The sequence below is a fragment of the Pseudomonas fildesensis genome, from assembly GCF_001050345.1.
Taxonomy (GTDB): domain Bacteria; phylum Pseudomonadota; class Gammaproteobacteria; order Pseudomonadales; family Pseudomonadaceae; genus Aquipseudomonas; species Aquipseudomonas fildesensis.
In genome coordinates this window covers 67165-87042 of record NZ_LFMW01000011.1, presented here as the reverse complement: position 1 = coordinate 87042, position 19878 = coordinate 67165, and the positions used below count along the sequence as shown (strand labels likewise).

The 19878-nt window shown below is 61.1% G+C and carries 18 protein-coding genes; 10 read left to right on the top strand and 8 right to left on the bottom strand.

Annotated elements, in window-relative coordinates; translation table 11 throughout:
- Positions 1-53: 53 nt before the first annotated feature.
- On the bottom strand, positions 54-1148 hold the full coding sequence (locus tag ACR52_RS16435; protein ID WP_048726639.1) for an SMP-30/gluconolactonase/LRE family protein: 1095 nt from the start codon (positions 1146-1148) through the stop codon (positions 54-56).
- 221 nt (positions 1149-1369) lie between these two features.
- Between ACR52_RS16435 and ACR52_RS16430 the strand changes: the two genes are divergently transcribed.
- The gene (locus ACR52_RS16430) at positions 1370-1801 is read left to right on the top strand and encodes a nuclear transport factor 2 family protein (protein WP_048726229.1); all 432 of its coding nucleotides are present in this window, start codon (positions 1370-1372) and stop codon (positions 1799-1801) included.
- A 28-nt stretch (positions 1802-1829) separates the two neighbouring features.
- On the opposite strand, the gene ACR52_RS16425 is transcribed toward ACR52_RS16430, so the two are convergent.
- Positions 1830-3155, bottom strand: a complete 1326-nt coding sequence (locus ACR52_RS16425; RefSeq protein ID WP_048726226.1) for an aminotransferase-like domain-containing protein — start codon at positions 3153-3155, stop codon at positions 1830-1832.
- Positions 3156-3245: 90 nt separating this feature from the next.
- On the opposite strand from ACR52_RS16425, the gene ACR52_RS16420 reads away from it, so the two are divergent.
- A complete protein-coding gene (locus tag ACR52_RS16420) occupies positions 3246-4136 on the top strand; it encodes a DMT family transporter (RefSeq protein WP_048726222.1) in 891 nt (296 codons plus the stop codon).
- Here the strand turns inward: ACR52_RS16420 and ACR52_RS16415 are convergent.
- Positions 4133-4687 (bottom strand): YceI family protein, encoded by a 555-nt coding sequence (locus tag ACR52_RS16415; protein WP_048726221.1) that lies wholly within the window; start codon positions 4685-4687, stop codon positions 4133-4135. The genes ACR52_RS16420 and ACR52_RS16415 overlap by 4 nt on opposite strands.
- Positions 4688-4911: 224 nt before the next feature.
- Here ACR52_RS16415 and yghX point away from each other — a divergent pair, with 224 nt between their 5' ends.
- Positions 4912-5799: a YghX family hydrolase gene (yghX, locus tag ACR52_RS16410; protein ID WP_048726218.1), complete on the top strand. Its 888-nt coding sequence runs from the start codon at positions 4912-4914 to the stop codon at positions 5797-5799.
- Positions 5800-5854: 55 nt separating this feature from the next.
- On the opposite strand, the gene ACR52_RS16405 is transcribed toward yghX, so the two are convergent.
- Complete coding sequence (locus ACR52_RS16405) at positions 5855-6730, bottom strand: LysR family transcriptional regulator (protein WP_048726216.1); 876 nt, start codon at positions 6728-6730, stop codon at positions 5855-5857.
- A 131-nt stretch (positions 6731-6861) separates the two neighbouring features.
- Between ACR52_RS16405 and ampC the strand changes: the two genes are divergently transcribed.
- The 4 genes from ampC to ACR52_RS16385 all read left to right on the top strand — a co-directional run bounded on the left by ampC (position 6862) and on the right by ACR52_RS16385 (position 11329).
- Entirely contained in the window at positions 6862-8016 is a 1155-nt protein-coding gene (gene ampC / locus ACR52_RS16400) for a class C beta-lactamase (protein WP_048726215.1), read from the top strand.
- Positions 8017-8096: 80 nt separating this feature from the next.
- On the top strand, positions 8097-8585 hold the full coding sequence (locus ACR52_RS16395; protein ID WP_048726212.1) for a GFA family protein: 489 nt from the start codon (positions 8097-8099) through the stop codon (positions 8583-8585).
- Positions 8586-8695: 110 nt separating this feature from the next.
- Positions 8696-10519, top strand: a complete 1824-nt coding sequence (locus tag ACR52_RS16390) for a serine hydrolase domain-containing protein (protein WP_048726210.1) — start codon at positions 8696-8698, stop codon at positions 10517-10519.
- Between the two features lie 18 nt (positions 10520-10537).
- Positions 10538-11329, top strand: a complete 792-nt coding sequence (locus ACR52_RS16385) for a MipA/OmpV family protein (protein ID WP_048726635.1) — start codon at positions 10538-10540, stop codon at positions 11327-11329.
- 42 nt (positions 11330-11371) lie between these two features.
- Here ACR52_RS16385 and ACR52_RS16380 read toward each other — a convergent pair whose 3' ends face one another.
- Complete coding sequence (locus tag ACR52_RS16380) at positions 11372-12649, bottom strand: ATP-binding protein (RefSeq protein WP_048726206.1); 1278 nt, start codon at positions 12647-12649, stop codon at positions 11372-11374.
- The gene (locus ACR52_RS16375) at positions 12650-13357 is read right to left on the bottom strand and encodes a winged helix-turn-helix domain-containing protein (RefSeq protein WP_048726203.1); all 708 of its coding nucleotides are present in this window, start codon (positions 13355-13357) and stop codon (positions 12650-12652) included.
- Positions 13358-13515: 158 nt separating this feature from the next.
- On the opposite strand from ACR52_RS16375, the gene ACR52_RS16370 reads away from it, so the two are divergent.
- The gene (locus ACR52_RS16370; protein WP_048726199.1) at positions 13516-14715 is read left to right on the top strand and encodes an MFS transporter; all 1200 of its coding nucleotides are present in this window, start codon (positions 13516-13518) and stop codon (positions 14713-14715) included.
- Here ACR52_RS16370 and miaE read toward each other — a convergent pair.
- Complete coding sequence (miaE, locus tag ACR52_RS16365) at positions 14671-15273, bottom strand: tRNA-(ms[2]io[6]A)-hydroxylase (protein ID WP_048726196.1); 603 nt, start codon at positions 15271-15273, stop codon at positions 14671-14673. The genes ACR52_RS16370 and miaE overlap by 45 nt on opposite strands.
- A gap of 150 nt (positions 15274-15423) precedes the next feature.
- On the opposite strand from miaE, the gene ACR52_RS16360 reads away from it, so the two are divergent.
- The gene (locus ACR52_RS16360; RefSeq protein ID WP_048726193.1) at positions 15424-16287 is read left to right on the top strand and encodes a universal stress protein; all 864 of its coding nucleotides are present in this window, start codon (positions 15424-15426) and stop codon (positions 16285-16287) included.
- A gap of 90 nt (positions 16288-16377) precedes the next feature.
- Here ACR52_RS16360 and ACR52_RS16355 read toward each other — a convergent pair whose 3' ends face one another.
- Complete coding sequence (locus tag ACR52_RS16355; protein WP_048726189.1) at positions 16378-16842, bottom strand: DUF1289 domain-containing protein; 465 nt, start codon at positions 16840-16842, stop codon at positions 16378-16380.
- Positions 16843-17237: 395 nt separating this feature from the next.
- On the opposite strand from ACR52_RS16355, the gene acnB reads away from it, so the two are divergent.
- Positions 17238-19838, top strand: a complete 2601-nt coding sequence (acnB, locus tag ACR52_RS16350) for a bifunctional aconitate hydratase 2/2-methylisocitrate dehydratase (protein ID WP_048726186.1) — start codon at positions 17238-17240, stop codon at positions 19836-19838.
- Positions 19839-19878: the final 40 nt, after the last annotated feature.

Sequence of the window (19878 nt, the reverse complement as noted above, 5' to 3'; positions counted from 1 at the left end):
GCCACTGTCAACGTCGTTAAAACGACGCTCACAGTGGTTTTTTCAGTGTGTGGTCAACCGAAACTGGCGTCCCGGGTGTTAACGAACAAGGCGTAGATCGAGTGGCTGCCGGCCATGAACAAGCGGTTGCCTTCGCGTCCACCAAAGCACAGGTTGGGACAGCGCTCCGGCAGTGAGATATGCCCGATAGCCTTACCCTGGGGATTGAACACGCGCACGCCATCGAGTTTTTCCAGGTCGGCCTTGGGGTCGCCATTGCCGCCCCAGCCACACCAAAGGTTGCCGCTCTGGTCGCATTTGATGCCGTCCAGCGCGGCGTAATCCAGGCCCTCGATGTGCTTGCGCCGTGCGCCGAGGGTACCGTCGTCATTGACCTCGATAGCCCAGATCAGGCGATTGGGTTTGGCCCGCCCTTCCACCACGTACAGGGTTTTTTCATCCGGCGAAAAGCACAAGCCGTTCGGCCCGTTGAGGTCATCGATTACCCGTGTGACTTGGCCGCTGTCGCCGTTGATGCGATAGACGCCATGGGGTTGGGTGGGCGTGATCTTGTGCCCTTCGTAGTTGTTGCCGGTCTGGAACGGCGGGTCGCTGAACCACACCGAACCATCCCGTTTACAGACGATATCGTTAGGCGAATTAAAAGGTTTTCCATCAAAGCTGTCCGCCAGCACAGTGATGCTGCCGTTGTGCTCGGTTCGGGTGATACGCCGGCCCTCGCTGGAGGTGGTTGACCCTTCGCACACCAGCAGGCGGCCCTGACGATCACGGCACATGCCGTTGGAGAAATTCGAATTTTCCCGGTACACCGACAGGCTGTCGGTCACTTCATCCCAGCGCACGATGCGGTTGTTGGGGATATCACTGAGCAGCAGGTAGCGACCGTCGCCAACCCATACCGGCCCCTCCGCCCAGCGCAGGCCGGTGGCGAGCCGTTCGACGCTGGCATTGAACAGGCGCAGTTCCAGAAAGCTGTCGTCGAGCACCTTGATCAGTGGGTCCGGATAACGCTGGCTCAACGGCTCGGCTGCTTCGGCCAGCCGAGGCAATTCACCCAGCACCGCCACCGACGCGGAAACCGCCAGAGAACGCTTGAGAAAGACGCGGCGGCTGTGCTCGCTCGGAGCGGGCAAAGGGGATAGATCCATCATGTGTCACCGTTATTTTATTGTTAGACGGGCCGCCATTTTTATCCTGTGATGGGACATCGTACAAGCTTAAATAGACATCAATTCAGCGTAAATACGACACCATAGGCAAATATTCGAAATTTCGCTTTCCAAGCACGAGTGAAATATTGCAATGTTGTACGACGACATATTCAGTAACGTCTTGTCCGCCCTACCCCAACAACAATAAGGAAACACCCATGCAAAAAGTCAAAGTGCTGATCGGTTTTCTGTGCCTGTTCACCGGTTACGTTGCCGCAGCGCCTGCCGCCGCCGACAAGGATGTAGCCCAAGCAGTCGACCAACTGACCCAAGCCATGCTGCACACGGACATCAAGCAGCTCCACGCCTTGACCGCCGAAAAGCTGACCTACGGCCACTCCAGCGGCAAGGTGCAGAACAAGGCTGAATTCATCGCCGACATCGAAACCCACACCAGCGCCTTCAAGACCCTGGAAATGCAGAAACAGACCATCACCCTGCAAGGCGACACCGCCCTGGTGCGCAATCACTTTCACGCCTTGGCCGTAAACAGTGGCGTCGAAGTGCCAACCGACATCGACAACTTCCAGGTCTGGCAGAAACAGAAAGGCCAGTGGCTGCTGATCGGCCGTCAGGCGTACAAATACTGACGACTGCCGGTGAGCCGGCGACCCTGGCTCACCACTCCACCACCTTGCGCACCTTCACCAGCGCCTCGCGCAGTGGGGCTATGCCCACCGACCCCAAGGCCAGGCGCAACGCGTGCGGCACGTGGGTCGTGACGGCAAACGGTTCGGCGGTGGACACGGAAATATTCTCCCTTTGCAGGCTCATGGCGATCTGATCGGCTCGGACGTCCTCCGCCAGTGGCAGCCATAAAAAATACGAACAGGGATGGCTGATGTACGTCAGCCCCTTCAGCACCTGCGCCGCCAAGGCCTGCCGCGCCTTTGCATCCTGGCGTTTTTGCGCTTCCAGCTGCGCCACGGTGCCGTCCTCGATCCAAGCCACCGCAATGGCGCTCATCACCCCGGGCACGTTCCAGGTGGTCGCCATGATGGTGCGCTCCAATGCCTTTACCCACGCCGCAGGCGCACAGACAAACCCCACACGCAGGCCGGTGGCGACGCTCTTCGACAGCCCGCCGACATACACCGTGCGCTCTGGCGCCAATGTGGCCAGGGGCGGTGGCGCGTTCTCGGCCAGGAACGCGTAGGCCGCATCCTCAATGATCATCAGGTTGTGCTGACGGGCGATGGATACCAACTGTTCACGTTGCGCCAGATCCATCACCCAGCCCAGCGGGTTATGCAGGGTCGGCATGCTGTACACCGCGCGCACCGGGCGCTTGTGACACAGGCTTTGCAGCGCGTGCAGGTCGGGGCCGCTGGCGGTGACCGGTATCGCGAGGATTTCCAGGTGCAGGGTCTCGGCCAGCACCTTGAACCCCGAATACGTCAACGCGTCGACAGCAATCACATCGCCGGGCTTGAGCAACGCCATCATCGTCACCGCCAATCCGTGCTGGGCGCCACTGACCACCAGCACCTGCTCGGCCTCGACCCTCAGCCCCCGGGTCAACAGATGCCGCGCTACCACCGCGCGCTCATGCATCCGGCCGGCATGGGGTTGATAACGCAACAGCGCTTCCAGGTCGCCGGACAACGCCAACTGCCGCAGCGCGGTACGCAGCAGGTCCGCCTGGCCGGGTAATGACGGGTAGTTGAAATTCAAATCCAGCATGCCTGCCGCCACGTTCATCTGCCCACTGCCCTGCCCCGGTGGCAGCGCAATCTCGCGCACAAAGGTGCCGCGACCGGTCTCGCCACTGACCAAACCCATGGCCTCAAGCTCGGTGTACACCCGGCTCGCAGTGACCAACGCAAGGCCATGGCTGGACGCCAATTGCCGGTGAGTCGGCAGGCGTGTGCCGGGCGGGAGTTGGCCGCTACGGATGTCCTCGGCAAAGGTGTCGACCAGTGTCTTGTAGCGGGCGCGCGGCATCGGCGATGTATCCATGACAATTTTTTGATTGTCTTAATCTTCAATCCTAGGATGGCTCCCACGCAACTTTTCCTTTTCGAGCACATCCTCATGGAACGCACTTCAGCGCTCAACACCCTGGACAACAGCACCCGGGGCTGGATCAACGGTTTTATCGGCGTGGTGATTTTCAGCGGCTCATTGCCAGCGACACGCCTGGCGGTGATGGAATTCAACCCGGTGTTCCTCACGATGCTGCGCGCGACGCTGGCAGCTGTGCTCGGCTTGTGCCTGCTGTGGCTGTTCAAGGAAAAACGCCCCGCTCGCAATCAATGGGCGCCCCTGGCGATTGTCGCCCTCGGCGTGGTCATCGGTTTTCCCTTGCTCACCGCGCTGGCCCTGCAATACGTGACGTCCGCGCACTCCATCGTGTTTATCGGCCTGCTGCCGCTGGCCACGGCGGTATTCGGCGTACTGCGCGGCGGTGAGCGCCCGAGGCCGGTGTTCTGGCTGTTTTCAATCCTGGGCAGTGCGCTGGTGATGGGCTATGCGTTCGCCCAGGGCCTGAGCGCCGCGCCCGCCGGTGATGTGTTGATGCTGCTCGCGGTGCTGGTGTGTGGCCTGGGGTATGCCGAAGGCGCCACGTTGTCGCGCAGCCTGGGTGGCTGGCAGGTGATCTGTTGGGCCCTGGTGGTGTCGCTGCCGGTAGTGGCGCCCCTGAGCTTGATGCTGGCGCCTTCGACCTTTACCGGCATCAGCCTGCCCGCGTGGTTGAGCCTGGGTTATGTGTCGCTGTTCAGCATGCTCATCGGCTTTGTGTTCTGGTACCGCGGGCTGGCCCAGGGCGGCATCGCCGCGGTCGGCCAGTTGCAGTTGCTGCAACCCTTCTTCGGCCTGGCCCTGGCGGCGGGCCTGCTGCATGAACAGGTCAGCCTGGGCATGGTGCTGGTGACGGTCGCGGTGATCGGCTGCGTGGCCGGGGCCAAGCGGTTCGCACGCTAGCGCTGTGGCGCGACCATCTTGAATTTGATGTGGATATCGTTGGACACCACGCTGTTACCCACCCACTCGCCTTCGCCGATCTTGAAGTCGTCACGCTTGAGGATGAACTGACCGTCAAACACGCCGATGCCGCTTTCCTCCTTGAGTACCACGTCCACATCCACAGGGCGCGTAATGCCTTTGATCGTCAGGTTGCCGCTGACCTTGAAGCGGTTATCGCCCAGGGCCTTGATACCGGTGGACTCATACACGCCGACGGGGTAAGTCGAGGTATCAAACCAGGAAGCTCGCTGCAGCTCATCATTTGTGTCCGCGCTACCGGCATTGATGCTGGCGAGCTGGATTTTCAGCAACGCATGCCCCGCTTCGGGCTTTTGCGTATCGAAAGTCAGCGTTCCTTCGAAATCCCTGAAGGTGCCGTACATCTGTTGCTGCACTTGCTCAAAGGTAAAGCTGATCTGGCTGGCGGCGCGGTTGACGTCCTTGTACTCCACCGCCTGGGCGCTGGTGAAAAAAACCAGAAGGAGGGCCAGGTAAACTCGATGCTTCATGCAACCCTCCACAAAAGGACAGTACTGAGTCAACACCTCGATCCACGGATTTATTCCCATCCGACCCATGCTCTGCTAAACACAATGCTGCTAAACAGAGTAGTCGCCCCAGAACAACAAGGAATTTGCATGCACACCCCTTCGCTTCAGGACACCACCGCCCATGGTCGCGAGGATTGATCCTGGTCTACATTAACTGTCACCGCTAATCGAGGACTGAACCGATGACTCGTCTCACCGCGAAAGACTTTGCCCCCGAACTGCTGGAGCTCTACGACGGCTACGCCCACGGCAAGATCAACCGCCGCGAATTTCTCGACCGCGCCGCGCTGTTCACCTTTGGCGGCCTGACCGCCTCGGCGCTGCTCGCGGCACTGAGCCCCAACTATGCGCTCGCCGAACAGGTGAAGTTCACCGACCCGGACATCGTCGCCGACTACGTCACCTACCCCTCACCCAAGGGCAACGGCACCGTACGCGGTTACCTGGTGCGCCCGGCCAAAGTCAGCGGCAAGCTGCCCGCCGTGGTGGTGGTACATGAAAACCGTGGCCTCAACCCCTACATCGAAGACGTCGCCCGGCGCTTGGCCAAGGCCGGCTTTATCGCCCTGGCGCCGGATGGCCTGACGTCAGTCGGCGGCTACCCCGGCAACGATGAAAAAGGCGTGGCGCTGCAGCAGACCGTCGACCCGACCAAGCTGATGAACGACTTCTTCGCCGCCATCGAATGGCTGATGCACCACGACGCCAGCACCGGCAAAGTCGGGATTACGGGCTTCTGTTATGGCGGCGGCGTGACCAATGCGGCGGCAGTGGCCTACCCGGAACTGGGGGCGGCGGTGTCGTTTTACGGGCGTCAGCCGCAAGCCAAGGACGTGCCGCGCATCAAGGCGCCGATCATGCTGCACTTCGGCGAACTGGATACGCGGATCAATGAGGGTTGGCCGGCGTACGAAACCGCATTGAAAGCCGCCGGCACAACCTATGAAGCGTACATCTACAAAGGCGCCAACCACGGTTTTCACAATGATTCGACGCCGCGTTATGACGAAGCGGCGGCAAACCTGGCGTGGGAGCGCACGTTGGGGTGGTTTCGCAAGTACCTGGCTTAGGGGGCGTTCTCAATTAATTCCCCGGCGCTGCGGGGAAATTAATTGAGAACGCCCTCTAAACGTCAGACGCTTCCTGCAACCACGTTTTGAACGCCTTCATCGCCGAGGTCTCGGTGCGCGATTGCAAACGCGTCAGCCAGTAACTGCCAGTGGTAATACCCACGTCGAACGGCTGGCGGATCACATCGCCCGCCAACTGCCGCGAGAACATCATTGCCGGTGCCAATGCCACGCCGCTGCCTTGCAGCGCCGCTTCCATCATCGCCAGCGAAGAGTCGAACACAATACTGCGCGGCAGCAGGGTGTCGGCGGGCAGCCCGGCGGCCTGGAACCACAGGCTCCATTCATCGGCGCGGTAGGAGCGCAGCAAGGTGTGTTTGAGCAGGTCGGCCGGGGTGCGCAACTGCTCGGCGAGCGCAGGGACGCACAGCACGGTCAGCGGCGCTTCGAGCAATTCACAGGCGTCGGTGCCGTGCCACGCGCCAGCGCCGAAGCGGATCGCGTAATCCAGGCCTTCAGCGGCGACGTCGACGCGGTTGTTGTGGGTGGACAGGCGCAGGTCGATAAACGGATAACGGTGCTGAAAATCCGCCAAGCGTGGCAACAGCCAACCCACTGCAAACGTGCCGACCGCCCCCACCGTGAGCACCTCACGGTAATGCCCGCCCTCGAACTGTCCCAAGGTATGGGCAATGCGGTCGAAGGACTCGCGCAACACCGGCAGCAGGGTTTCACCTTCGCGGGTCAGCATCAGCCCGCGTGGCAGGCGCTTGAACAGGGTGACATTGAGTTGCACCTCCAGGCTTTTCACCTGATGGCTGACCGCAGCCTGGGTCACGCACAACTCGATGGCCGCCCGAGTGAAGCTCAAATGCCGGGCCGAGGCCTCGAAGGCACGCAGGGCATTGAGGGGCAGATGGGAACGCAGCATGGTTAAACCCCAAATTTTTCTAATGGCTAGTGCGAGATATCATCGTTTGTCGAAAGGCGAAAATCTGCCTAAATTTGCGGCGCCCGCGCAGGCGATTTTTCGACAGTTCACCCCTCACATGGAAGCCAGACATGTACCAAAAATCTAATTTTAACGTACGAAACATCTTCATTTCAGCATTATTGCTCGGCGCAGGCCCCTGCATGGCGGCCAGCGATTTGCGCAAGATCGTGGACAGTAGCGTCGAACCGCTGATGCAGCAACAAGGCATCGCCGGCCTGTCGGTGGCCGTGGTGAAAAATGGCCAGGCGCAATACTTTAACTACGGCGTGGCGTCCACGGACAGCCAACAGCCCGTCACTGAAGACACCCTGTTTGAAATTGGCTCACTCAGCAAAACCTTCACCGCAACCCTCGGCGGCTACGCCCAGGCCACCGGCAAGCTCAAGCTGCAAGACAAAGCCAGCCAGCACCTGTCCGCACTGAAGGGCAGCGCCTTTGACCGCATCAGCCTGTTACAACTGGCGACCTACACACCGGGCGGCCTGCCCCTGCAGTTTCCGAGCGCCGCCGACAGCGCCGAGACCATGCTCACCTACTTCCAGCGCTGGAAACCCACGTATGCGGCGGGCGAACAACGCCGCTACTCCAACCCGAGTATCGGCCTCTTCGGCTACCTGACGGCCCAAAGCCTGGGCCAGCCGTTCAACGTTGCCATGGAAAAGACCTTGTTGCCCAAGCTGGGCCTCAAGAACACCCATATCAGCGTACCTGCCGACAAGGCCGGCTTGTACGCCCAAGGTTACGACAAGCAGCAGAAACCCGTTCGCGTAGGCCCTGGCGCACTGGACAGCGAAGCCTATGGCCTCAAGACCAGCACCCAGGACCTGGCGCGCTACGTGATGGTGAACATGCACCCTGAAACCCTAGAGAAGCCGCTGCAACAAGCGATTGCAACCACGCACACCGGCTACTACACCGTGAACGGCATGACCCAGGGTCTTGGCTGGGAGTTCTACCCCTACCCCATCAAGCTGCAAGCGCTGATTGACGGCAACTCCACCCCCATGGCGATGGAGCCGCACAAGGTCAACTGGCTGAAGCCCGCGCAGACGCAACCGAAGAACGTGCTGTTCAACAAAACCGGCTCGACCGGCGGATTTGGCGCGTACGTGGCGTATGTACCGAGCAAGGACATCGGCGTGGTGATCCTGGCGAACAAGAACTACCCGAACGCCGAACGGGTGAAGGTGGCCCATGCGATCTTGAGCGCAATCGACCACTGAAAAACCCACGAACCGCAGGAGCTGGCTTGATGCCGCAAAGCGCCTAAGCTTGGAAGTCACCTTGCCAGAGGAGACTCCCCATGCAGCTCGAAGGATCCTGCCACTGCGGCGCCGTCACATTCAGCCTGACCAGCCATCATCCCTATCCGTACCAGCGGTGCTACTGCTCGATCTGCCGCAAGACCCAGGGCGGCGGCGGGTATGCGATCAACCTCGCCGGTGACACCCAGAGTTTGAAGGTGCACGGGCGCAAGCTGATTTCCATCTACCACGCCCGGCTCAAACCGGCGGGCGCCAGCCGCGCCCACGCCGGCACCGCCGAGCGGCATTTCTGCTCGCAATGCGGCACCGCGCTCTGGCTGTTCAGCCCGGAGTGGCCAGAACTGATCCATCCGTTCGCTTGCGCCATTGACACGCCGTTGCCGGTGCCGCCGGAACATACTCACCTGATGCTCGGTTCTAAAGCGCCTTGGGTCGAAGTCAGCGTGCGCAAGGGCGACCTGCAGTTCGATGAGTACCCCGAGGAGTCCATCGCGCAATGGCATGAACGGCTGGGGGTGACTCGATAAGAGCCTGCGGCGTTAACAGTCTTTGACAGTTTCCCGACAAAGCTCGCAAAGATTGTTGGACTGCCCTTCCCTAGCATTCGAGCATCCAAACAGCCATCCGGGTGCTCTTCATGTTTCGCACATTGCGCGGGATTCCGCTGCTGAGTTGCCTGCTGGGCAGTATCGGTTGCCATGGACAGCCGCCTGCCCCGCCGCCGATTCAAAAGGGTGACTACAGCGCGATCATTCGCTACCTGCAAACCCGCATTCCCCCGGAGATGGCTCGGGAAAACGTAGCCGGCCTGTCCATTGCCCTGGTCAACGGCCAGGAGCTGATCTGGGCGCGCGGCTTCGGCATCGCCGACAAAGCCAAGGGCCTGCCGGTGACGCCGAATACGGCGTTTCGCGCCGGTGCCATCTCCAAACTCTTCACGGCCACAGCGGCGCTGCAATTGGTGGAACAGCAACGGCTGGGCCTTGACGCGCCGATCCAGCAAACCCTGCGCGAGTTCTACGTGCGCTCGCGCTTTCACAGCGACCAGGCCGACGCTGACCGTGCGATCACCTTGCGGCGCTTGCTCAGCCATCAGTCCGGCTTGCCCAGCGAGCACCTGCGCGACCTGCGCAACAGCTTCGCCATGAGCCAGATGCCGATGCGCGTGTCTGGCGTGTGGCTGAGCAGCCCGCCGGGCTCCCAGGTGGCCTACTCGAACCTCGGCTATGCCCTGGTCGGTGCCGCTGTCGAACGCAGCACCGGCAAGGACTTCGAAACCCAGCTGCAAAACGGCCTGCTGAAACCGCTGCAGATGAACCAGTCGAGCTTTATCGGCACCGGCGCACAGGCGGGCTTCCGCGCTCTGGGCTATGAGGACGGCACTCTCAGCCCCGACGCCCAGGTGCGCGACCTCGCCGCTGCCGGATTGTGGACCAGCCCCAAGGACCTCAGCCACTACGTACAGATGCTCTTCGCCCGAGGCCTCTACAAGGACAGCCGCGTGCTGGGCAACGCCTCCATCGAGCAAATGTTCACCCAGCAAAACACCGGCAACGCCCTGGATTTCGATTGCCAGATGGGCCTGGGATGGTTTCTGGCGCCCTGCGGCGATGAACCGGTCGGCCCCGGTGTGCGCACGTATCAACACAGCGGCGGTGGCGACGACTTTGCCGCGCAAGTGACCGTACTGCCGGACCAGCAACTGGCGGTGATCATCATGGCCAACGACAGCAACGCTGAAGACATGGTGGTGTCGCTGTCCACCGATGCGCTGCGCCTGATGCTCCAGGCGCAAACCGGTCATGCGGTGTGCGCCGACGACTGCCAGGCACCGAGCCATGGCCTCAAGCTGCGCCAGGTACCGGCCGCCGTCGACCGCAAGCGCCTGGCCGGTTTTTATGCCACGGCCTGGGGCGTATTCCGCATCAAGGATGGCGACCAGCGTTTGTCCGGTGAACTCGCTGGCTACGATTTCGAGTTGCTGCGCGATGACGACGGCTGGCTGCGCGCGCAGAAAAAGGTCCTGGGGTTCTGGCTCAAGGACCTCGGCGAACTGGGCCGCGTGCAACTGGACGTGGTCACCGTGCAAGGCCGACAGATGCTCACCGCGCGCAGCCACGGCCAGCGCATTGCCGTGGGCGAGCGCATCGACCCACCGCCGCTGCCCCTGGCCTGGGCCGACACCATAGGCACCTATCAAGTACTCAACACCCATGAGCCGGACGCGCCGTTGAGTGGGATCAGCGTGCGCCTGGAAGAAGGCTTCCTGGTGATCCGCGGCCAACTGTACGACGAACCGCTGACCGACTACATCCTGCTGCCCGTGGACAACGCCCACGCCGTACTCGCCGGTATCGGCTATGGCCTGGGCCACACCGTCAGCCGCCAGATCAACGGCCTCAGCGCCTCGGGCTACTCCTTCAAACGCACGCAGTCCCCCCACAAACCCTTGAGTTTCTGACCCCGGATGAAAACCCTGATGAGTCCAAAAAACTTTTGTCTGTCCGTGACCTCACTGTGCATGTTGGCCGGTGCCGACAGTGTGCTGGCCCAGGATTGGGAATACAGCTTGAAAGCCGGCGTGGCCAACGCGCCCCGCTACAGTGGCAGTGACGAGCGCATGACAGCGCCCGTGTTCGGCGGTGCCATTGTCAGTCCCTGGGGGATTTTCCTCGACACAAACAAGGGCCTCGGCTGGGCTTACGAAGGTAATGCCCTGAGCTTCAGCGCGTACGTCGGCGCAAGCACTTCACGCAAAGACAAAAACGAAAGCCTGCACGCCGGCTCGAAACGGCTCAAGGGCATGGGCGAGATCAAGTCACGTGCGCAACTGGGCGTAAGTGCCCGCTATAACCTCGGCGGCGTGATTGTCGGCGCGACCCTGGAACATGCCCTCGAGGAAGATGACCGCAAGGACAGCGGCAAGGCGTTTACCCACTTGGAACTGAGCGTCGGCACCAACCTGTACGAAGGCCGCTACGGCTCGGTGGATGCCAGCCTCAGCAGCCACTTTGGTGATCGTGACTACCTGCAGACCTGGTACGGCGTGACCACCGGCCAGGCCGCGCAAAGTCGCTTCAAGGAATACAACGCCGGTGCAGGCAATATCAGCAATGGCCTGAACCTGATGTGGAGTGTGCCGATCAGTGAACACGCCCAGTTCTCGACCCTGCTGGACGTGCAGTACCTGGCCGATGAAGCAGGCAAGAGCCCGATTGTGGAGCGACGACTGCAGACGTCGGTGGTGGGCGTATTGGAATACACTTTCTGATCTGATAACCCCAATCCCATGTAGGAGCCGGCAAGCCGGCTCCTACACCTCGTAAGCCCACGTCATCCTGAACGACGCCCCGCCCCACTCCGAATCCAACACTTGCACCTGCCCGCCATGCCATTGGCACACCCGCTGCACCAGCGCCAGGCCCAGGCCGAAGCCGCCAGTGCGACGGTCGCGGCTGGCGTCCAGGCGCATGAACGGCTGGAAAATCTTCGCCCGGCCTTCCTCGGGCACTCCCGGCCCGTCATCGCAGACGCGCACTTCATAACCGCTGCCGAACTTGACCAGCGAGACCTCCACGCGGCGGTCGGCGTAGCGGATGGCGTTGCGCAGCAGGTTGATCACCGCCCGCGCCATAAAACGCGGCTCGATCTGGATAACGTCCACTTCACAGGTGCGCAGGGACAGTTGCACGCCTTCGGCCTCGGCCTCCAGGGCCACACTGCCGATCACGCTGTCGAGCCAGCTGTGGGCCTCGATATTTTCCCGAGTAACCTGGGTCGCGCCGCGCTCCAGGCTGGCGTAGGTCAGCAGTTCGGAGACCATTTCTTCCAGCTCACCGAGGTCGGCGTACATATCGGCGATCAACTCGCGGCTCTGGCGGGGATCGGACTGTTGCTTGAGCTGATCGAGCTCGAACGACAAGCGCGCAATCGGCGTGCGCAATTCGTGAGAGACGGCGTTGGTCAGCTCACGCTGGTTAGCGATCAGGCTTTCGATGCGTTCGGCCATCTGGTTGAAGTGCCCGGCCAGTTCGCGCACGGTGGAGCGCCGGGTCAGCAGGATGCGCGAGCCCAGGTCGTTGTCGCCAAAGCGCTGCGCCGCAAGGCGGATATGTTCGAGGTCGCGCCAATGCGGGCGTACCCAAAAATACAGGACGATGGCCAGGCTCAGGCCGAGCAGGCTGTAGGCCCACAGGTACAGCCACTTCGGCTCTTCGGGCAGCTTGATTTCCAGCAGTTGCGGGCCGCCGTCGATGTTGGTGAGGAACTCCATGAAGTCCCCGCGCACCACCAACTGGCCGTCGGCGAGCAATTGCTGCTCACGCGGGCTCAATGCCAAGCCATCGCGCTGCACCAGTTCCAGGCGCAAGCCGTAATGCGGTTGCAACTGGGCCAGCCGCGCCTCACGCGCATCGCCCAACAACGGCCGCAGTTGCTCCACCAAGCCATAGGCTGGACCGCGCAAGGCTTCGCGGTTGTAGGTTTCATTGGCTTCGGGCAGCAACTCGTCGAAGGTGTAGCTCACCAGCCAGATCGCCCCCGCCAGGCCGAGCGCCAGGATGATGTACAGCCGTGCAAAGAGCCGCAGCATCTAGACCTCCCATCCGAACGGATTGAACAGGTAACCCTTGCCCCAAATGGTCTTGATGCACATCGGCTCACGGGGGTTGTCATTGAGTTTGCCGCGCAGTTTGCTGATGTACACGTCGACACTGCGGTTCAGCCCATCGAACGCGATACCGCGCATACGGTTGAGAATATCGTCGCGAGAGAGGATTTTCCCCGCACTGCTGGCAAGCAACCACAGCAGCTCGAATTCCATGGTGGTGAGGTCGATCTTCTCGCCGCCCAGGCTGACCACCCGGCAACTGCGGTCAATCGACAGCCGGCCGAACTCGATGGCGCCGCGCACGGTCGGCTCCGGCGCCTGGCGACGTTGCAACGCGCGCAGGCGTGCCAGCAGCACCGGCGGCTTGATGGGTTTGATCACGTAGTCGTCGGCGCCAGACTCAAGGCCCAGGATATGGTCAAGGTCGTCTTCCTTGGCCGTGAGGATCACGATGGGCGTGTCGGACACAGTGCGAATCTCGCGGCACACATACAGCCCGCTCTGGCCCGGCAGCATCAGGTCGAGCACGACGATCTTGGGCTTGAAGTCCAGGAAGGCCGCCAAGGCTTCATCGCCCCGGTGCACCACCCGCACCTCAAAACCATGCTGTGCCAGAAAGTGCGCAATCAGCCCAGCCAGCTTCTCATCGTCCTCAACGAGCAGGACCTTGCCCAGACCCAGGTTTTCCATAAGTTCTCAGTGTGTGCGGCGCGGATTGAAGTGCGGGCATTATAGGTGGCAAGCTGCCCGGCAGAAGCGGTTGGCCAGTACCGGCCGACGAAGCTTCATGCTTTTAAGAGTTTTTAACAAATAGCCTGCAATTTTTAACGTCATTCACAGGGAGTTGTATGCGCAAGGATTACCTGGCGTTCTTCGTTTCACTGTTCCTGTCACGGCTGGCCGACCAGATTCTGCTGTTCATCGTGCCGCTGATCGTGTTCCAGACCACCAACAGCGTGGCCTGGGCGGGCCTGGCTTTTTTTGCCGAGTCGTTGCCGCGCTACCTGGCGTTTCCGGTGTGCGGCGCATTGTGCGACAAATTTTCGCCGGTGCGCATCCTGCATATCAGCCAGGTTTACCGGGCGTTCGCTTGTGTCGCGGCGGTGGCGTTCTACGGGATGTTCGACGGGATTTACTGGATCGTCATCCTCTCGGCGCTGTGCGGGGTGCTGACCACCCAGGGCATCATGGCGCGCGAAGTGGTGATGCCGCATGTGTTCAAGCAGTACACCTATGCCAAGACGTTGTCCTATTCGCAGATCGCCGACCAGAGCGGCCTGGTGCTGGGCCCGCTGGTAGCCGCGTTGATGCTGGAGGTCTGGCCGTGGCATTGGGTGGTGCTGGGGGTTGCCGGGCTGTTTGTGCTGGCGGACCTGGCGATGCTGATCTGGCAGCGCAACACCAGCGCGAATCTGGAGCGTCATGAGCAGCATCGGGATATTTGGCTGCAACCGTTGCGTATCGCATTCAGGCATATCGGCAATCTGGTGGAACTGAAGCGAATCATCACCCTGGCGGTCGGTGTAAACCTGATCATCGGCGTGACGCTGGCCACGTCAGCGGCGCTGGTCACCGGGCAATTCGCCGCCGGCAAGGATGCCTATGCCGTGCTGCAGGCCGCCGGTGCAGGGGTCACCATCGTGATTCTGTTCTATCTGGCGCGTGCGACGCTGCCGCTGAGGGTCATGGGCGGGCTGTCATATTCGATGATTGCGCTGGGGGCGCTGATCATGGCAATCAGCCCTGGCCTGTGGGCCTACACCATAGGCTTCCTGCTGGTCACCGGTTTCGACAAGATGTTCAACGTGTACCTGCGCAGCACCCGTCAGCGCGTGATTCCTGTAAAGGATTTCGGCAAGACGGTGGGCGTGATCACGTTGCTCAATAACCTGGCGCAGCCGTTGGCGGGCCTGTTAATTGCCGTGCTTGCCGCGCCGTTGGGCACGCAAACGGTGATCCTGCTGTTGGCCGGGATCACCGCGCTGATCGGCGTGGCTGTCGCCTCAGGCTGGCACGCCACTGTGAAAGCGGAACTCGATGTCGGGTGATTCGATCAGTTCCTGCTCGGCCGCCCTCACCCGCTCGATCACCTGGGCGATGTCCTTGGCGTCACCGTACTGGTACGCCAGCTTCAAGTAACCCTGGAAGTGCCGCGCCTCGCTTTTGAGCAGGCCAAAGTAGAACTTGCCGAGTTCTTCGTCCAAATGCGGCACCAGCGCTTCGAAACGTTCACAACTGCGTGCTTCGATAAAAGCACCGACCACCAGTGTATCCACCAGCTTGACCGGCTCATGGCTGCGCACCACCTTGCGCAAACCCGACGCATAGCGCCCGGCGTGCAGCTGGCGCAGCTCGACCTTGCGCTTTTTGATCAGGCGCATGACTTGTTCGTGGTGCACCAGCTCTTCCCGGGCCAGGCGCGACATCATGCTGATCAGGTCAACGTGGGCGTGGTACTTGGCGATCAGGCTCAGGGCGGTGCTGGCGGCTTTGAATTCGCAGTTCTTGTGGTCGATCAGCAGAGTGTCCTGATCGGCCAGTGCGGCCTGGACCCAGGCGTCGGGGGTGCGGCAGCCGAGGAATTCGTGGATTTCGGGCAGGTTCATCGGGCTCACGGGCAAAGGATCACAAAAGGGCGCCGATTATACCGACCGCGCCGCAGACCACCAGCCACCGGCCTTGATGTGCATCAACATGACGTCTGGCGGGCAGCAACTATAGTTGTTCCACGCCCGCCCTTTCTGGAGATCCCGATCATGCAAGCCATTCGCAGCATCCTGGTGGTCATTGAGCCCGAACATTCGGAAAGCCTGTCCCTCAAGCGCGCCAAGCTAATTGCTGGCGTCACTGGCGCGCACTTGCATTTGCTGGTCTGCGACAAGAAGCATGAGCATTCGGCGATGCTGAGCCTGCTCAAGTCGGGTTTGCAGGAAGATGGCTACAGTGTCACCACCGAGCAGGCGTGGAATGACAGCCTGCATGAAACCATCATCGCGGTGCAGCAGGCCGAGGGCTGTGGTTTGGTGATCAAGCAGCACTACCCCGACAGCCCGCTGAAAAAAGCCCTGCTGACGCCGGCGGACTGGAAACTGATGCGCTACTGCCCGACCCCGGTGTTGCTGGTCAAGACGGCCAAGCCGTGGGCTGGCGGGGTAATCCTGGCGGCCATTGATGTGGGCAATACCGATAGCGAGCACCGCGCGCTGCACAACTCGATCATCGACCATGGTTTCGACATCGCCAGCCTGGCCAAGGCGCAACTGCACGTTATCAGTGCGCACCCATCCCCCATGCTGTCGTCAGCCGACCCGGTGTTTCAACTCAAGGAAACCATCGAGGCGCGCTATCGCGAGCAGTGCAAGGCATTCCAGGCCGAATTTGATATCGACGACACGCACCTGCATATCGAAGAAGGCCCGGCGGATGTGCTGATCCCCCATGCGGCGCATAAATGGCAAGCGGCGGTCACAATTATCGGCACCGTGGCGCGCACCGGTATTTCCGGTGCCTTGATCGGCAATACCGCGGAAGTGGTGTTGGATGCGGTGGACAGTGATGTGCTGGTGCTCAAGCCGCAGGAATTGATGGATCACCTGCAAGAACTGGCCACCAAGCCCTGACACCCACCCTGCAGGAGCCTGGCTTGCCGGCGATGGCGGCCTGTGTGATTGCGCTACGTTCAAGGCCCCCATCGCCGGCAAGCCGGGCTCCTACAGCGCATCCTTCAGGAAACCGGGCGCGATATAACGCTGGTAATGCGCCTCGGACAGGATGAAAAACTCGCGGTCGATGGCATCGCGCAGTTCCGGCAGCGCCCAGTCGCGAAATTCCGGCATCAGCACCATGCCATAGGCCTCCAGATTGGAGATCACCCGCGCGCCACGGGCGATCAACTGGTAGGCCCAGCAGTACTCGGACTGGTGCGGCACGAAGCGAATCTTGCGTTGCTCCAGTTGCCCGCGCAGGGTCTTGGGGTCGAAAACCTCCAGTTTGCCGGCCATGACCTGCACCAACAGTTGCTCAAGCCTGAGCCATACCGCACGCTTTTCTTCTTCGTTGTAGCCATTCCACAGGATTACTTCGTGGTGGAAGCGCTTGCAGCCACGGCACACGAGATCGCCGTAAACCGTGGAGCAAAGGCCGACGCAGGGGGTTTTGATGGTTTGGTTGGACATGGGCAACAACACGCAAATCAGCGAAACAGTGCGCCATGTTAGCCCTTTGTCTAAGGTTGATCACCCAGCAAACTTGGTTAGGCAACTTACCTTTAGAATTTTTTTGCCGTAGAATCACCCGGCCTTGTAAGGCGCCAATAATCCGCTGGAAGCTGTTTTCAAAGCGTCACGAGCACAGTCGTTCCTTCAGAACGGTGTTTGCGCGGGTTTGACCCGGTAGGTCAGAACCTGCGCTAACCCTCATCAGCATCGTTCTGCAGGCGTAAAACTTTGAAAACAGCTTCTGTGAGGAATGCCGGCAGCGCTGGCTTTGCGGCCCAAAAAGCCCCCGAGCGCATGCGTGCCGTTCATTTCTGGATGAGCGTCCCGTGGGACCACTGATGAGGGTAATAACTGTGCTTGAAGCCTACCGCAAACATATCGAAGAGCGTGCAGCCCTGGGTATTGTTCCCCAGCCGCTTAACGCCGAACAAACCGCAGGCCTGGTCGAGCTGCTGAAAAATCCTCCGGCTGGCGAAGAAGAATTCCTCGTTGACCTGATCACCAACCGCATTCCACCAGGCGTTGACGAAGCTGCCTACGTCAAGGCTGGTTTCCTGTCTGCCCTGGCCAAGGGCGAAGCCACTTCTCCCCTGATCGACAAGAAACGCGCTGTTGAACTGCTTGGCACCATGCAAGGCGGCTACAACATCGTGACTTTGGTCGAGCTGCTGGACGACGCCGCACTGGCGCCTGTCGCGGCCGCCCAACTCAAGCACACCCTGCTGATGTTCGACGCGTTCCACGACGTGGCCGAAAAAGCCAAGAACGGCAACGAGCACGCCAAGGCCGTGATCCAGTCCTGGGCTGACGGCGAGTGGTTCAAGAACCGCCCTACCCTGGCCGACAAGATCAGCCTGCGCGTGTTCAAGGTCACCGGCGAAACCAACACCGACGACCTGTCCCCTGCACCGGACGCCTGGTCCCGCCCTGACATCCCGCTGCACGCCCTGGCCATGCTGAAAATGGCACGCGAAGGCATCGTACCGGACGAGCAAGGCAAGACCGGCCCGATGAAACAGATCGAAGAGATGCGCGGCCAAGGCTTCCCGATCGCCTACGTCGGTGACGTGGTCGGTACCGGTTCGTCGCGTAAATCCGCTACCAACTCGGTCCTGTGGTTCTTCGGCGACGACGTGCCTAACGTGCCGAACAAGCGCGCTGGCGGCTTCTGCTTCGGCAGCAAGATCGCTCCGATCTTCTACAACACCATGGAAGATGCTGGCGCACTGCCGATCGAATTCGACGTGACCAACATGAACATGGGCGACGTGATCGACCTGTACCCTCATGCTGGCAAAGTCTGCAAACACGGCACCGATGAAGTCCTGACCACCTTCGAAATGAAGACCCCGGTGCTGTTGGACGAAGTCCGTGCCGGCGGCCGTATCCCGCTGATCATTGGCCGCGGCCTGACCGAGAAGGCGCGCGCAGAGCTGGGCCTGCCTGCTTCGACCCTGTTCAAGCTGCCGGAAGCTCCGGCTGAAAGCGACAAGGGCTACACCCTGGCCCAGAAAATGGTCGGCAAGGCCTGCGGCGTAGAGGGCGTTCGCCCAGGTACGTACTGCGAGCCGAAGATGACCACCGTGGGTTCCCAGGACACCACCGGTCCGATGACCCGTGACGAACTGAAAGACCTGGCGTGCCTGGGCTTCTCGACCGATCTGGTGATGCAGTCCTTCTGCCACACCGCGGCCTATCCAAAGCCGATCGACGTGACCACCCACCACACCCTGCCTGACTTCATCATGACCCGTGGCGGCGTTTCGCTGCGTCCGGGCGACGGCATCATCCACAGCTGGCTGAACCGCATGCTGCTGCCGGACACTGTCGGCACCGGTGGCGACTCCCACACCCGTTTCCCGATGGGCATCTCGTTCCCGGCCGGTTCTGGCCTGGTAGCGTTCGCCGCAGCCACTGGCGTTATGCCACTGGACATGCCGGAATCGATCCTGGTGCGCTTCAAAGGCGAAATGCAACCGGGCATCACCCTGCGTGACCTGGTTCACGCCATTCCTTACTACGCGATCCAGGCTGGCCTGCTGACCGTAGAGAAGAAAGGCAAGAAGAACGCCTTCTCCGGCCGCATCCTGGAAATCGAAGGCCTGGACAACCTGAGCATCGAACAAGCCTTCGAGCTGTCCGACGCCTCGGCTGAACGTTCGGCTGCCGGTTGCACCATCAAGCTGTCGAAAGAGTCCATCACCGAGTACCTGAACTCCAACATCACCCTGCTGCGCTGGATGATCGGCGAAGGCTACGGCGATGCTCGTACCCTGGAACGTCGCGCCCAAGCGATGGAAGCCTGGGTCGCGAACCCGGAGCTGATGGTGGCCGATGCCGACGCGGAATACGCCGAAATCATCGAGATCGACCTGGCCGAGATCAAAGAGCCTGTGCTCTGCGCGCCAAACGACCCGGACGACGCCCGTCTGCTGTCCAGCGTTGCTGGCGAGAAGATCGACGAAGTGTTCATCGGTTCGTGCATGACCAACATCGGTCACTTCCGCGCTGCCGGTAAGTTGCTGGATCAAGTCAAGGGTCAGCTGCCAACCCGTCTGTGGCTGTCGCCGCCGACCAAGATGGACGCTCACCAACTGACCGAAGAAGGCTACTACGGCATCTACGGCAAAGCTGGCGCGCGCATGGAAATGCCGGGCTGCTCGCTGTGCATGGGTAACCAGGCACGTGTAGAGCCGAACTCGACCGTTGTGTCGACGTCGACCCGTAACTTCCCGAACCGTCTGGGCGATGGTGCCAACGTCTACCTGGCTTCGGCCGAGCTGGCGTCGGTAGCTTCGATCCTGGGTCGCCTGCCGACCGTCGAGGAGTACATGCAGTACGCGGCACAGATCAACACCATGGCCAGCGATGTGTATCGCTACCTGAGTTTTGACCAGATCGCCGAGTTCCGTGAAAGCGCTGCAAACGCCAACATCCCGGTGCTTCAAGCCTAAGGGTGTGTTGATGTAGAAAACGCCGCGTATCGCAAGATGC